Origin of the sequence: Roseibium denhamense (assembly GCF_009711415.1) — a bacterium.
Classification (GTDB): Bacteria; Pseudomonadota; Alphaproteobacteria; order Rhizobiales; family Stappiaceae; genus Roseibium; species Roseibium denhamense.
In genome coordinates this window covers 1-13,346 of the sequence record NZ_SMLZ01000103.1, presented here as the reverse complement: position 1 = coordinate 13,346, position 13,346 = coordinate 1, and the positions used below count along the sequence as shown (strand labels likewise).

16 protein-coding genes and 1 tRNA gene are annotated in these 13,346 nt (G+C 57.0%); 2 read left to right on the top strand and 15 right to left on the bottom strand.

All coding sequences use genetic code 11. The features are described from left to right. Positions 1–166: 166 nt before the first annotated feature. The 15 genes from E1180_RS08335 to E1180_RS08265 form a co-directional block, all read right to left on the bottom strand. Positions 167–664: a GNAT family N-acetyltransferase gene (locus E1180_RS08335; RefSeq protein WP_155190724.1), complete on the bottom strand. Its 498-nt coding sequence runs from the start codon at positions 662–664 to the stop codon at positions 167–169. Between the two features lie 44 nt (positions 665–708). Further along, the gene (gene rlmH, locus E1180_RS08330) at positions 709–1,191 is read right to left on the bottom strand and encodes a 23S rRNA (pseudouridine(1915)-N(3))-methyltransferase RlmH (protein WP_155190723.1); all 483 of its coding nucleotides are present in this window, start codon (positions 1,189–1,191) and stop codon (positions 709–711) included. 88 nt (positions 1,192–1,279) lie between these two features. Continuing rightward, complete coding sequence (gene rsfS, locus E1180_RS08325) at positions 1,280–1,690, bottom strand: ribosome silencing factor (RefSeq protein ID WP_155190722.1); 411 nt, start codon at positions 1,688–1,690, stop codon at positions 1,280–1,282. A gap of 204 nt (positions 1,691–1,894) precedes the next feature. Further along, on the bottom strand, positions 1,895–2,527 hold the full coding sequence (locus E1180_RS08320) for a nicotinate-nucleotide adenylyltransferase (protein WP_155190721.1): 633 nt from the start codon (positions 2,525–2,527) through the stop codon (positions 1,895–1,897). Continuing rightward, positions 2,524–3,804: a glutamate-5-semialdehyde dehydrogenase gene (locus tag E1180_RS08315; protein ID WP_155190720.1), complete on the bottom strand. Its 1,281-nt coding sequence runs from the start codon at positions 3,802–3,804 to the stop codon at positions 2,524–2,526. Before E1180_RS08315 ends, E1180_RS08320 begins: the two co-directional genes overlap by 4 nt. Positions 3,805–3,845: 41 nt before the next feature. After that, positions 3,846–4,985, bottom strand: a complete 1,140-nt coding sequence (proB, locus tag E1180_RS08310; RefSeq protein ID WP_155190719.1) for a glutamate 5-kinase — start codon at positions 4,983–4,985, stop codon at positions 3,846–3,848. Next, positions 4,985–6,031 (bottom strand): GTPase ObgE, encoded by a 1,047-nt coding sequence (gene obgE / locus E1180_RS08305; RefSeq protein ID WP_155190718.1) that lies wholly within the window; start codon positions 6,029–6,031, stop codon positions 4,985–4,987. The genes proB and obgE overlap by 1 nt, the downstream gene beginning before the upstream one ends. Positions 6,032–6,072: 41 nt before the next feature. After that, a complete protein-coding gene (locus E1180_RS08300; protein WP_155190717.1) occupies positions 6,073–6,618 on the bottom strand; it encodes a GNAT family N-acetyltransferase in 546 nt (181 codons plus the stop codon). Next, the gene (locus tag E1180_RS08295; protein ID WP_196220564.1) at positions 6,615–7,151 is read right to left on the bottom strand and encodes a GNAT family N-acetyltransferase; all 537 of its coding nucleotides are present in this window, start codon (positions 7,149–7,151) and stop codon (positions 6,615–6,617) included. The genes E1180_RS08300 and E1180_RS08295 overlap by 4 nt, the downstream gene beginning before the upstream one ends. Before the next feature lie 2 nt (positions 7,152–7,153). After that, the gene (locus E1180_RS08290; protein ID WP_155190715.1) at positions 7,154–7,723 is read right to left on the bottom strand and encodes a GNAT family N-acetyltransferase; all 570 of its coding nucleotides are present in this window, start codon (positions 7,721–7,723) and stop codon (positions 7,154–7,156) included. Further along, positions 7,720–8,325: a GNAT family N-acetyltransferase gene (locus E1180_RS08285; protein WP_208997015.1), complete on the bottom strand. Its 606-nt coding sequence runs from the start codon at positions 8,323–8,325 to the stop codon at positions 7,720–7,722. Before E1180_RS08285 ends, E1180_RS08290 begins: the two co-directional genes overlap by 4 nt. Positions 8,326–8,464: 139 nt before the next feature. Beyond that, complete coding sequence (gene rpmA / locus E1180_RS08280) at positions 8,465–8,734, bottom strand: 50S ribosomal protein L27 (protein ID WP_155190713.1); 270 nt, start codon at positions 8,732–8,734, stop codon at positions 8,465–8,467. A 59-nt stretch (positions 8,735–8,793) separates the two neighbouring features. Continuing rightward, complete coding sequence (locus tag E1180_RS08275; RefSeq protein ID WP_155190712.1) at positions 8,794–9,417, bottom strand: 50S ribosomal protein L21; 624 nt, start codon at positions 9,415–9,417, stop codon at positions 8,794–8,796. Positions 9,418–9,739: 322 nt separating this feature from the next. After that, positions 9,740–10,762, bottom strand: a complete 1,023-nt coding sequence (locus tag E1180_RS08270; protein ID WP_155190711.1) for a hypothetical protein — start codon at positions 10,760–10,762, stop codon at positions 9,740–9,742. 134 nt (positions 10,763–10,896) lie between these two features. Continuing rightward, positions 10,897–11,949 (bottom strand): hypothetical protein, encoded by a 1,053-nt coding sequence (locus E1180_RS08265; protein ID WP_155190710.1) that lies wholly within the window; start codon positions 11,947–11,949, stop codon positions 10,897–10,899. A 318-nt stretch (positions 11,950–12,267) separates the two neighbouring features. On the opposite strand from E1180_RS08265, the gene E1180_RS08260 reads away from it, so the two are divergent. Together E1180_RS08260 and E1180_RS08250 are read left to right on the top strand one after the other, a co-directional pair. Next, positions 12,268–12,357, top strand: a tRNA-Ser gene (locus E1180_RS08260). A 627-nt stretch (positions 12,358–12,984) separates the two neighbouring features. After that, on the top strand, positions 12,985–13,346 hold a 362-nt coding region (locus tag E1180_RS08250; protein ID WP_208997014.1), incomplete at its 3' end, for a hypothetical protein.

Below are 13,346 nucleotides of genomic sequence, written 5' to 3'. Positions count from 1 at the left end.
CCTTCGCAACCCGCGATCACTTTGCCGTGGTACGTGCCGAATACGGCGACACGCAGGCAGCGGTGCTGGTGACATCATGTCACGCGGATGCCTTTCCCAGAATTCCCAAGGTTGAGTTGCTCAAGCGGAGCCGGCCATTCGGAAGCCAATTTATCTCTCCGATCAATCAATAATGCCGGTAGACAAGATCTTCCGGCTCTGGCCGGGCGGCTCTCGGATCCAGAACTCCCCCCAGCCGCTCCGCCAGCTTTCGGGATCGAATGTTGTCCTGATCCACATAACTGACGAGCGAGGGCAGCTGCCGTTCGTCGCGGGCCCAGGTTGCCATGCGCCGGGCAGCTTCAAACGCCAGACCTTTGCCTTCGGCTTGCGGATAGACCAACCAGCCCAACTCGTGCTCCGGGAACAAAGGCCCATGATTGATGCCAACCTGCCCGAAACACATACCGGACTGCTTATCTGTGATCATGAGAGCGCCGTGCCCCATCAAGGACCATTGCGCGGTGTCATGACAAAAAAGTGCCCAGGACATTTTTGCATCGAAAGGCCCACCCATCCCGGCAGAGCGGTCTGACGTCATGAAGTCAAAATAGTCCGGCCAGTGCTCCATCGTCATCGGGCACAAGTGCAGGCGTTCCGTTTCCAGGACAGGAGCATTCGACAAAGCGCGACCTCATATTGCGGCAAATTACAGCTAGACCAGCGGTGTCAAACCCGATGATAAGGATGCCCGGAGAGGATGGTCATGGCGCGGTAAATCTGTTCGGCCAGCAGGATCCGGGCAATTTGATGAGGCCAGGTCATGGCACCGAGGGCGAGTTTTAAATCCGCCCGCTCCAAAAGCTCCCGGCCGTGACCATCGGCACCCCCAATAGCGAAGAATACCTCAGGAACACCCTGATCCTTCCAGGCCTCTAGCTTTTTTGAAAAGGTATCGCTGGACAGATGTTGACCGTTCTCATCAAGAACAACCAGCTTGGCCGCTGGCGGTAAAGACTGGAGAATCAATGAAGCTTCATCGCTTTTCCGGTCCTGAGGTCTTTGCTGGCGGCTTTCCGGAAACTCCTTGAGCTCAAGACCCGAGATGCCCAGGCCTTTTCCGGATTTCCGGGCGCGTTCCATATACCGGTCAAACAAGTCTTTATCTGCGCCGGCCTTCATCTTGCCGACGCATGCGAGGGTAAAGCGCATAAAAGCTCCGCCGGAACGCTTTCCGGTTTTTGTCTGCGTATTAGAACCGGAACAGGCTGGCCCCGCATCGGGGCCTGCCGCTTCCGTTTTACCCGATATATTGCGGTGCTTCGTCCGTCTCTGGCGCCCACATCTTTTCAAGATTGTAGAAACCGCGAACCTCCGGACGGAAAATGTGAATGATCACGTCTCCCGCATCGATCAGCACCCAATCGCATGTGGACTGGCCTTCCACCGTCGCCGTTCCGGCTCCAGCGGTTTTCAGATCCCGCAACAAATGATCCGCGATCGCACCCACATGCCGATGGGAGCGCCCGGACACGATCACCATGTGATCGGCCAGCGAACTTTTGCCTGCGATGTCGAGGGTAACAAGGTCCTCAGCTTTGGAGTCTTCGAGACTGGAGAGGACCGCATCGAGGAGGTCTGCCGCAAGGTCTGCGCCTACGGAAGCCTGCAGAGGGGAGGACACTGGTGCCCGCCCGCTATCAAGGGTCATGGTCAGGTGTATTGCCTTTCGCCGTTTATCCGTCCGTATCCAACGTCGTCACGAACCGTTACGTCCGACTGCACACGTCACCCGTTTTGGGTACGGAACCGGTTGACCGATGCATGGCCGTGCCCATCACGGCCGCCCCTATAATACCGCTTCCCGTTTGGCATTTTCAAGACATCGGAAATTTCTTGGAAAACCCTGTGTTTACTATGCCTGCCGTTGCCGCAGGTCCGTGGACGAGCTTTGGTCCAAGGGTGTGTGTAAAAAGGTCCAGGTTGGAGCAGTCATGTCCGGCAGGCGCGCCGCGCGCTCCTCAGGAAGCCTATATTTTTCAAAGCTTTTTGCCATGGGTGAGGACAATACGGACAGCGAAGCCCCAGGACGGTCGACGATAGCAACCGGAACAGAACCGACAATCTGGCGCCAGTCCTGCCACTTGTGGAAGCTGGCAAGATTGTCGGCGCCCATCACCCAAACGAATCGCACTGCCGGACGCATGGCCCGCAAGGCCAACAAGGTCTTGGCCGTATAGGGCGTGCCGAGAACCGTCTCAAAGGCGGTTACCTTCATGCGCGGGTGATCCGCAAGTGCGCTGGTCATGTGCAGGCGCATTTCCAGCGGCGCTAGATCGCTGTGGCTCTTCAGTGGATTGCCCGGCGTCACCAACCACCAGACTTGATCCAGACCGAGCCGCTTCAGAACCGTTGCGGCAACCAGCCGGTGACCGGAATGCGGGGGATTGAATGACCCGCCGAAAATGCCAATCCGGTTTCCGGGCTCACAATGCGGCAGTTTGAGCCAATCGCGATCCAGTCCGCTGCCAAGATTCAAAGGACTCATGGCCGCGTCTGGCCTGTCCCATGTACCTTGTATTTGAAACTGGTGAGCTGCTCGACACCAACCGGGCCGCGCGCATGCATCCGCCCTGTGGCAATCCCGATTTCCGCCCCCATCCCGAATTCACCACCATCTGCAAACTGCGTAGACGCATTGTGCAGGACAATGGCCGAATCGACTTCAGCCTGAAAGCGGTCCGCGGCAGCCTGGTCTTCCGTGATGATGCAATCCGTGTGATTGGAGCCGTATTTCGCGATATGGGCAATCGCCGTATCCAGATCCGGAACGATCATCGCGGACAGGATTTTATCCAGGTACTCGGTCGACCAGTCTTCTTCCGTTGCCTCAAGAATTCCGGGACCGAAGGCACGGATGCCATCATCGCCGCGGATTTCACATCCCTCCTGGTTCAAGGCATCCAAGATGGCCGGGAGGTGGCTTCCGGCAATATCCTTATGCACCAGCAAGGTTTCCAAGGCGCCGCAAATACCCGTCCGCCGCAGCTTTGAGTTTTTGACAATCGCAACGGCCTTGTCCAGATCCGCAGACTTGTCGACAAATATATGAACCAGGCCTTCCAGGTGAGCAAAAACGGGAACGCGCGCTTCCGTTTGAACACGTTCCACCAGGCTGCGCCCGCCGCGCGGGACAATCACATCCAAATTGCCGTTAAGGCCTTTCAGCATCTCGCCGACAGCCGCCCGGTCTGTGACTGGGACGATCTGAATGGCGTCTTCCGGAAGACCTGCCACAGCCAGACCTTTCTGCAAGGAAGCATGAATGGCGCGGTTGGAATGGATCGTGTCGGAGCCGCCGCGCAGAACAACGGCATTGCCGGCCTTGAGGCAAAGCGCCCCGGCATCCGCAGTCACGTTCGGGCGGCTTTCGTAAATCACGCCGATCACCCCCAAGGGCGTGCGAACGCGTTCAATCTTTAATCCGTTTGGACGCTCCCAGGCCGCAATGACATCTCCGACCGGGTCCTTGAGCGCAACGATATCTTCCAGCGCGGCTGCGATTGCCTCAATCCGCTCTTCTGTCAATGTTCCACGATCAAGAAACGCCGCTGTTTGGCCATTGGCCTTCATGGCGTCTACGTCCCGCGCATTCCCATCCAAGATCTCCGGAGCCGCTTCGCGGACTGCGGCCGCCATAGCACGCAAGGCCCGGTCTTTTACCTCACCTGGAGCTGTTGCAAGGATCCGTCCGGCGGCCCGGGCCCGCTGCCCGATATCGGCCATGAGCGCCTCGGTTGTCATTGCCTCAACACGTTCCAGCATGCCTTCAAACTCCATCTGCACCGGTCGGCCCGGATGCCCTTTTATCGTGTTCCGTTCAAGAACGCATCTTCCAGGACAAGATCGTCCCGGTGGATCATTTCAGCCCGGCCCGGATATCCAACGATTGCCTCGATCTCGCGGCTATTGCGGCCGGTGATCAGCTGCGCTTCATCGGCATCATAAGCAATCAACCCGCGACCAATGACCTTCCCGTCCGGCGCCAGAACGCGCACAGCATCGCCGCGGGTAAAGACGCCAGCTACCCGGGTCACCCCAGCCGGCAGAAGGCTTTTGCCCTTCTTGAGGGCAGCAAGCGCACCATTGTCCAAAATGATTTCGCCACGTGGCTCCAGTGTCCCGCCAATCCAGGCCTTTCTGGCATTGCCGGGCGTTGCCAGGGCGGGAAACCAGGTGCACCGGGCGCCGCCTGCCAACCGCTTGAGCGGGTTGAGTTCCTTGCCGGACGTGATCACCATGGCGGTGCCGGATTGCGTGGCGATTTTGCCGGCATCAATCTTTGTTTTCATACCGCCGCGCGAGAGCTCAGAGCCCGCACTTCCTGCCATGGCCTCGATCTCCGGTGTAATTCTGGGCACCTCGGGCAAGAACACCGCAGACGGATCTTGCTGCGGCGGCGCGGTGTAAAGGCCATCAATATCTGACAGGAGGACGAGGCAATCCGCGCTGGCCATCGTGGCTACCCGGGCTGCCAACCGGTCATTATCGCCATACCGGATTTCGGACGTGGCAACGGAATCGTTTTCATTGATGATCGGAACCGCGCCGAGTTTCAGAAGCGTTCCAATCGTGGCGCGTGCATTCAGGTAGCGCCGCCGCTCTTCCGTGTCGCCAAGGGTCAGGAGGATCTGCCCTGCTTTGCGCCCGTGTTTTCCAAGAGCTTCCGAATAGGCCTGCGCCAGGGCGATCTGCCCAGCAGCTGCGGCCGCCTGGCTTTCTTCTAGCTTCAAAGGCCCCTTCGAGAGACCCAGAATACCCCGGCCAAGCGCAATGGACCCGGACGAGACAATCATCATCTCGGCACCATCTTCGGCAAGCATGACAAGGTCGGAAATAAGGGCTTCCAGCCATGTCCGTTTCAACTCGCCTTCTTCGACGAGCAGCGCGGAACCGATCTTGACCACAATACGCTTGTAGCCGGAAAGAACGCGGGAAGATGACATTACGGATGCCAGCTTTCTTGTTCGGGTGCCGGCACCTGGTTGGCCGCTTCTTCCTTGTCCCGGTCAATCGCGCGGACAATCATGCGCAAGGCGCGGTCCACATTCAGTCCCGATGCGGAAGACAGAATGAGGGGCTTTTGTCCGCAGGCAGCTTCCAGCGACGCACTTTTTTCAGCGATCAGGTCGTCCGTCAGGGCGTCGCATTTCGACAAGGCCACGATTTCCGGCTTATCGATCAGCCCGGCGCCATAAGCAGCTAGTTCTCCGCGCACTATTCGGTACGCTTCGCCGGGATCTTCCTCACCGGACCCGTCGACCAGATGAAGCAGAACCCGTGTGCGCTCGACGTGCCCGAGAAAACGGTCGCCAAGCCCTGTTCCCTCGTGGGCACCTTCAATCAGTCCGGGAATATCGGCCATTGCGAAGCTGTGCCCGTCAATCTGAACAATTCCCAGATTGGGATGAAGCGTTGTAAACGGATAATCCGCGATCTTGGGCTTTGCCGCGGAGACCGTTGCGAGAAAGGTCGACTTCCCGGCATTGGGCAAGCCGACCAGGCCCGCATCGGCAATCAGTTTCAACCGCAACCAGATCCACTTTTCCTCTCCCTCAAGGCCCGGGTTTGCCCGGCGCGGCGCCTGATTGACAGAAGATTTGAAATGGGCATTGCCGAAACCGCCATTGCCGCCCTTGAGCAGGACAACGCGCTGGCCGAGCTCGGTCATGTCGGCAATCAGCGTTTCATTGTCTTCTTCGAAAATCTGCGTGCCGACCGGCACCTTCAAGACGACGTCACCGCCATGGGCCCCGGTGCGGTTCTTGCCCATGCCGTGAATGCCGGTTTCGGCCTTGAAATGCTGCTTGTAGCGATAGTCGATCAGCGTATTGAGCCCATCAACGCATTCGATGATGACATCGCCGCCCTTACCGCCGTCGCCGCCATCCGGCCCGCCATACTCGATATATTTCTCACGGCGGAAGGAGACACAGCCCGCGCCGCCATTGCCGGACCGTACATAGATCTTGGCCTGATCGAGGAATTTCATTTTTGTTCTCTTTAATCCTAACTCAGGCCCGACCAGATTGATCAAAGACCGAATACAAAATCCGCGCGCTGCAATTCCTTGCGGATGGCTGGCAGCGTTGCCTCGCGTGCCGCGCTGGCACACCCCACTTCCCCAACTGTCCGAAAGCCGATCCTGTCCATGACTTTCAGCGATGCAGGGTTTTCTGTCATGGCCTCGGCTGCGATCAGATCATGGCTGGTGTTTTCAAACACCCAGTTGATCGCGGCGGGCAAAGCCTCATGCATATATCCCATGCCCCAGAAGGGCCGTCCCAGCCAATAGCCGAGTTCAGGGGTTTCTTGCAACTTCTTGAACCCAATACAGCCGATCATTTCACCTTCACGGTCAATGTGAAAGGCAAGTTCAGGGGCGATACGAACATCACCCCAGTTCTTTACGGCATTTGCGAGGTAGGCTTTGCCTGCCTCCATGTCGTAAGGATACGCAACACGCGCGAGCATTTTGGCGACTTCGTAGTCGCCAAGCAAGCGCGCGCAGGTTTCCAGATCGGACAAACGCGGAATGCGGAGCACCAAACGGTCTGTCGTTGCCAAAGCCTCGATCATGCTGCTGTTTTCCGGCGTTCGAAGTCTGATCTTTGAAGACGGAAAGCTGTTGCAGGCAGCGTCTTCGCGCGGGAGGGGATGAACAAGGGTTTAGGACCCGCCGCTTTGAAGCCGGTCTTCGTCAGGACCTTGATCGAGCCTGTATTTTCATCAAGTGCCGAAGACAATATTTCCGTTTCGCCGCTGGTCTTGAAGAACCAGTCAACAAGCGTTCCTACCGCTTCCGACATGTAACCGCTTCCCCAATAAGGCTCACCCAGCCAATAGCCCAAGGATGCCTGTTCGCCGGGACTGCCCAACGACACCGCACCAATCATCCCCGTCCCATCATCGATTGCGACCGCACGCTCGCCGTCTTCCTGGAAAGCGGCGGTTTGGTTCACCCACCACTTTGCATCCGCCATAGTGTAGGGATGCGGCACACGTCCGAGGTTGCGGACGACCTGGAAGTTTCCAACAAGACTTACAATGCGGCCCATATCTGCAGAGGTTACGGGCCGGAGCCAAAGTCGGCCGCTGCGCAGGCTCGGCATTGTCATCCCCCGACCCTCAGCGCTTCGAAGTCAGACCGCTGCAGACAAACCACAACATTGGCGACCTTCCGGTCGAGCGCTTTGGCATACTTTTCCGTCATCGCATAGGGCTTGAACCCGAACTTGCGCAACAAGCCGCGGGACCGGGTGTTCTCTTCAAAAACGCGCGCTGCGATCGCCTCCGTCCCATACGTTTCGAACGCCCATGCGAGCACGGCTTCCACAGCCTCACTGGCATAGCCGTGCCCCTGGAAAGCGCGCCCGACCCAATAGCCAAGCGTGGGCAAATCGGGAAGGTCTTCAAGATCACCCGCCGCTTCGATGGCGACCGCGCCGATGAAGACCCCACCCAGCGTGATTGCGAACACTGCTTCGGTTTGCATCGGATCTGATCCGATGATCTTTGAAACGAACGTCTCGGCCTCTCCTTCGACATAGGGCCAGGAAGCCCCAGTCAGCCAGCGTACGATTTCAAAGTCCTTGCCACCCAACTCGGCTATGACCGCAGCATCTTCATCGCGCAAGGGGCGCAAGACCAAGCGGCGGGTTTTCAACTCCGGCAACAATGTCATAGTCCCTGCCCCCATCCTTTCAATGACTTCCAGACCGCCCGCTCCAGCGTGTACCGTTCGATCGGAACAGACCCGCCGGCCCCGATCGACCGGATCATGGACTGATCCCGGTACTGGAAACCGGACTTGATGAGGACCCGGCGTGAGGCCGGATTGGTGACCCTGCAAGATCCTTGCAGTTCCTGCGCATCGGTATAGGTGAACGCATGGTCGACCAGAGCATGCACCGCCTCTGTTGCATAGCCCTTGCCCCAGAACGGCTCGCCGAGCCAGTAACCAATGTGAAGGGGACCGCCCGGCTCAACATTCGCATAACGGATCAATCCAATAAGCCGGCCGGTGGTTTTCAGGCGGATCGCGAAACCGGCATTAAGTTCCTGGTTGCGCAAAGCCTTTTCAATCATCGCCCGGCCATCCAGGGCGGTGAATGGATGCGGCATTGTGGACAGATTGGACGCCACGGTCTTGTTGTTGGCCAAAAACACCAGATCTGCCAAATCGTCCGTGCGGGGCTTATTGAGCCGGACACGAACCGCTTCCTGCGGCAACGGGGCCGCTGCCAGACTGCTTTCGTCTAACAATCCATCGCTTTCAACAACCATTTTTTCCTCCAGCCAAAACAAATCAAGGGAAAGATGGCGTCCCATCTCCCCCTTAAATCTTCGACTGGTCTGGTTGCTGACCTGTCTCGAATGGCCGGGGTCTTATGGGACGCCGGCGCTTCGAAACTTCACGTCGGCTTTACTCCGCAGCTTCCGCCACTGGGACCACATTGATGAAAGTTCGTTTGTTGGCTTTCGCCTGAAACTCAACTTTGCCTTCAACGGTCGCAAAAATGGTATGGTCTTTACCCATGCCTACGCCGGTGCCCGGATGCCATGTTGTGCCACGCTGGCGCGCAATGATGTTGCCCGGAATAACGGCTTCGCCACCGAACTTCTTGATACCAAGACGGCGGCCGGCTGAGTCGCGGCCGTTGCGGGATGAACCGCCTGCCTTTTTATGTGCCATCGTTAGAACTCCTCGTTCTTCGAATTCTCAATCAGATCTGGTTACTTTCGAACAGCGGCTCAGTTGCCTGCCAGTTCCTTGGCCTGATCAACCCAGTTGTCGCGCTCGATGCGGCCCTTGAAATTAAGGACCTCGTCAACGCGGGCGATGTCATCCGCAGAGAACTTGATGATCTGCTCATAGGTAGTGATCCCAAGAGCGTTCAACTTCTTCTCAAGAACCGGACCTACGCCGGAGATCTTCTTCAGATCATCCTTGCCTTCCGGGGCGGTGAAGAGCGGTGCGGCTTCTTCAACAGCAGCCTCCTCGGTATTTTCCTCAGCCTTTGGCGCGGCCGCTTTCGGCGCTGCCTTCTTGGCCGGCTTTGCACCACCGGTCAGGATATCGGTCACCTTGACGAGGGTGAATGCCTGACGATGGCCGTTGCGGCGGCGGGAATTCTGGCGCCGGCGCTTCTTGAAAATAATCACTTTGCGGTTGCGGCCTTGGTCGACCACTTCTGCAACGACGCTTGCGCCTTCAACGGTCGGGGCACCAACAGTGGTGTCCGTGTCGTTGCCAACCATCAGCACTTCATCAAAGGTCACGGTGCTGCCGGCTTCGGCGTCAAGTTTTTCGACCTTCAGGAGGTCGTCAGCGGCAACTTTATACTGCTTGCCACCAGTTTTGATCACTGCGAACATGTCTCGCACGTCCTTCTTTTCGTTTTTGAACACGTTTGGGCGTTGTGCCCAAACTGTCTTTCGGGTCGACCTGAGGCGCCTGTCCGGTCAGATTTCCCTGAAGAGGACAAGGTCTTTTGTGCGGGGTTTGCGTGAAGCATGAAAGCCCAGCAGGCCATGGACGACTAGCCAGGCCCGAAAAGCAGACCTTTTCGAGCGAGCCGCACTATACGCAGCAATCCTTTGGAGTCAACGCGAAAGTGGCCAAGGCGGCCGAAACGGACACACCCTGGCCTTCCTTATGCATTGGCGTCCGGGCAGGCTCACCCGTGCGGCCCCTGCACTAGAGGAGATTTACTACCCTGGCCAACATACTGGTATTCCCAGTTGACAAGGCTGCAATGTCCGTCGTGAGGGTTTCGAGGCCCGTAGCCCTCGCCTGAATGTCAACGGATGCCGTCTGAAGATCCGTAATGTTGTTTTCTATTGCATTCAAACGGTTTTCGGCCAGTTTGCTTTTGGTTTCTATGCCGCGGATCTCTAACACCGTGTCCTTCAGATCGACCGATTTTCCGGTCATGGAAAAGCTTGCACCCGTTATGCCAACATTCAAGGTTGTCATGGACAGCGCCATCAGCGGCTTGATGAAGATGTCCGCTCCCATCGACAGAAAAAATCCGGACCCGGCCGAAACATTCGTGTTTGCACCCCAGAAAAAATTGGTCGACGAGCCCTCACGCCAGGTGCGTGTCGCCCCCTTTGTGACCGTGAAATCATTGCCGTTGATGGTGCGCGTTGCTGTCGCAACGTTTTCAATTAGATCGCCCGTTCCGTCTCCGGCATCCAGAATGATGTCCTTCGACGGCCCGCTTTGAACCGTTACGGTGTCCTGCGCCGAGGCAATGGTGACAGGCGCGCCTGCGCCCGTCGTCTCTAGCGTCATCGGACCTTCGGATTCGATGGACAGTGGTCCGTTTGCCCTTTGATGGAAAGCTTCTGTTTCGACATACATCTTCTCATTCGACTTGATCAGCACCCGCCCGTCACACGCCAGCAAAATACCCTGGCTTCCACCATCGGCGGTATGGAGCGCCCGGTCTGTACTTCCCGCGTCTTCCACATGCTGTGCAGGGTAATAAGCAGCCTGCTGCCCGGCGGCGTGAGCTGACTCCTCCAGATCCGAATACTCGCCGAGCCTGAAAACAGCCCCGAGCCTCACATCATCTGCGCTTGCGGTTTCCTCATCGGTCTCGCCTGGAACATAGATGTATGTGTTTTTGGCGGCCCGTGACGTCTCAACGGCCTCATTTGGAGACGCGTTGTCATTCTCTGGCGCCAGCAACTCCGTGATCGTTTCGGCATACATTGTCTCGCTCCGTTACCCATGATTATGCGCTAACGGCTCTAATCTGTGTTCTTTTGGAAGGAGACACCTGTGCCGGGCGGCACAACAAACGCCGCGGCAGCCGCGGCGCTGGCGAAGTGCCGCGGGACGCCAGATCAAATCTTGCAGTTTATGTCCTGAATATCAGCCTTGATGCTGCCGATCTGGCTGTCAATGTATCCAGCACGGGCGCTCAGCATCTCCGTCGTTGCCGATACATCCGACATGTCAACCTGCAGGGTGTTCAGTTCATGATTAATCTGGCGCAGCTTGGAATTGACGATCTGCGATTCTGTCTGAACACCGCGCAACTTCATGGACACCTCCTCCAGGTCAACTGTTACGCCTGTCCAGCTGACACTGACCCCGGTAAAGGCCAAGCCAAGCGTCGTCCAAGACAAGGACATCACCGGCTTTATGAAGATATCAGCGCCCATGGACAGATAAAAGCCGACGCCCGCGCTGATACTGCACGTAGCCCCCCAATAAAAACTGGTGGTCGTTCCTTCGGTCCAGGAGCGTGCCGCGCCTTTTGTCACCGTATACTCATCCCCGCCGATTTTGCGGGTTGCGGTTTTCACATTCTCCTCAAGATCGCCGGTGCCGTTACCCGCGTCGATGGTAATGCTTTTGTTGTTGCCGCTGGTGATCGTAACCGTGTCGTTGATCGACTTAAGATCCACAGTCCCTGAGGCCCCTGTGGTTGAAAGGGACATATTTCCGGTCGCCTCAACGACGTAATCACCATCCACATCGTGGTGAAAGGCCGCGCTTTCAAAATACATCCTTTCGGCAGTCTTCAACAGGATGCGGCCGTCGCACGCAAACAGGATGCCCTGGCTCCCGCTTGCCGCATTTTGAAGAGCCGCGGCGGAACTGCCCTCATCGTCGATGTGCCTCGATGGATAATAGACCGAAAGGGTTCCGGCGGTTTCGGCAGCTTCTTCGAGATCCGAATAGCCTCCCAGCCGGATGAGCGTTCCAAGCCCCGCGTCATCCGCGGTATTCTGGGCACTGCCGATGGCCCCTGGAACATAAAAATATGTATAGGCCGTCTGGTAGTGGGAACCCGTGTCCGCCTCCATCAAGGCCTTATCGTCAGTTCTTGCAAGAAGCTTTTGAATGTCGACCGTGTTGATATCGGTCTGACTTTGGGTCTGCAGTGACATGACGTACTCCGCTCATTGGCCGCAGATCTCTCCACGCACCGATACACGCTTTTGGATACATTGTGAGCAATTACTACTTTGCCAACTTATTAATAAGAGTGGCGCGACACAACTCTATTTTAAGTAGTTTTTTCTATTTTTTCAATTATTGCGCGATTGCGGCAAAATCTGCATTAAAACCGTCGCAATCCCGGTTTTTCCGGTCCGCTGCGGTCATACAAACAGTGGTTTTTCACACCCTAAATCAGGGCTTGCGGGCCGGGCCGGGCTTGGTTATGGTCCGCGCCACTTTAACGCCCGTTTGTCGTTAAGTGCCGCGGAGAGGTGCCGGAGTGGTCGAACGGGGCGGTCTCGAAAACCGTTGAGCGCGCAAGCGTTCCGAGGGTTCGAATCCCTCTCTCTCCGCCATTTTTCTTGATAAGTTATTGATTTTCAATCGCCAATTTTTGGCGTGAATTCTCAGACCATCATCCAGCCCATCAGTTGACAGGTTTATTCACAGCCCTGGCGTTCAATCCGTTTTTTTTCGCCTCAGGCTCTTGCACGACAACGCAGCAGTGCCTACCCAATATGTAACTCGGTTCATTTATCTCATCCGGGTTCATCACCAGCTTGCGCAGGACGTGCTCGCCAACCGAAACCGCTCGTTTACCCGAGCGCGACTCAGGAGGCTTGCATGTGCGCGGCACGGCAGACTGATCTCTTTCCCGCCATTGATCCTTCCATCTCGGAAGCGCCATCCGAACAGTCACCCAGAGCTTCCCGTCCGGCCCGGCCGGCGCTTGCTCGGCTGAAAACAAAATCAAAGCAGTCCGGCGCCCCCCAGAGACTTGGCCCGAAGAAGGCTGAAGTCCTTTCTTCCTGGATGACAGTCGGCAACGTTGCCGCCTTTTTTGCCGTGAGTGTGCCCACCATTTGGCGGTGGAACAGAAACAATCCGGAGTTCCCAAAGGGCTATGTACTCTCTCCCGGAACGACCCGGTGGCATCGGGCTGAGATTGAACAGTACTGCCTGAAGCTGCGGGGTGTGACTTCATGAGTGCGCCCGTTATCGAAAAGCCGGCAAAGCGGCAGACCCTCAAGAGCGCGCGGCTGGCGCGCGCCCACTGGCTCTATTCAATCGAAGACGTGATTGCACTCTATCTGGTTTCCAGACAGACCGTCCGGAACTGGATGCGCTACGGATTGAAAGCCATTGAGGCTCAAAAGACCCTGTTTCTCGGTCAGGATCTGAACGAATTCCATGCCCGGCGGCGCAAGGAAGTCAAAGTGCCCTGCAGCTTTGAAGAAATCTACTGCGTTTGCTGCAAGCAAAAGCATTCCTTTCTCATCGAACCCTTCACAGTCGAGCAGCGAGGCAAGTTCCGAACGCTTGTCTCCATCCAATGCCCCGAGAC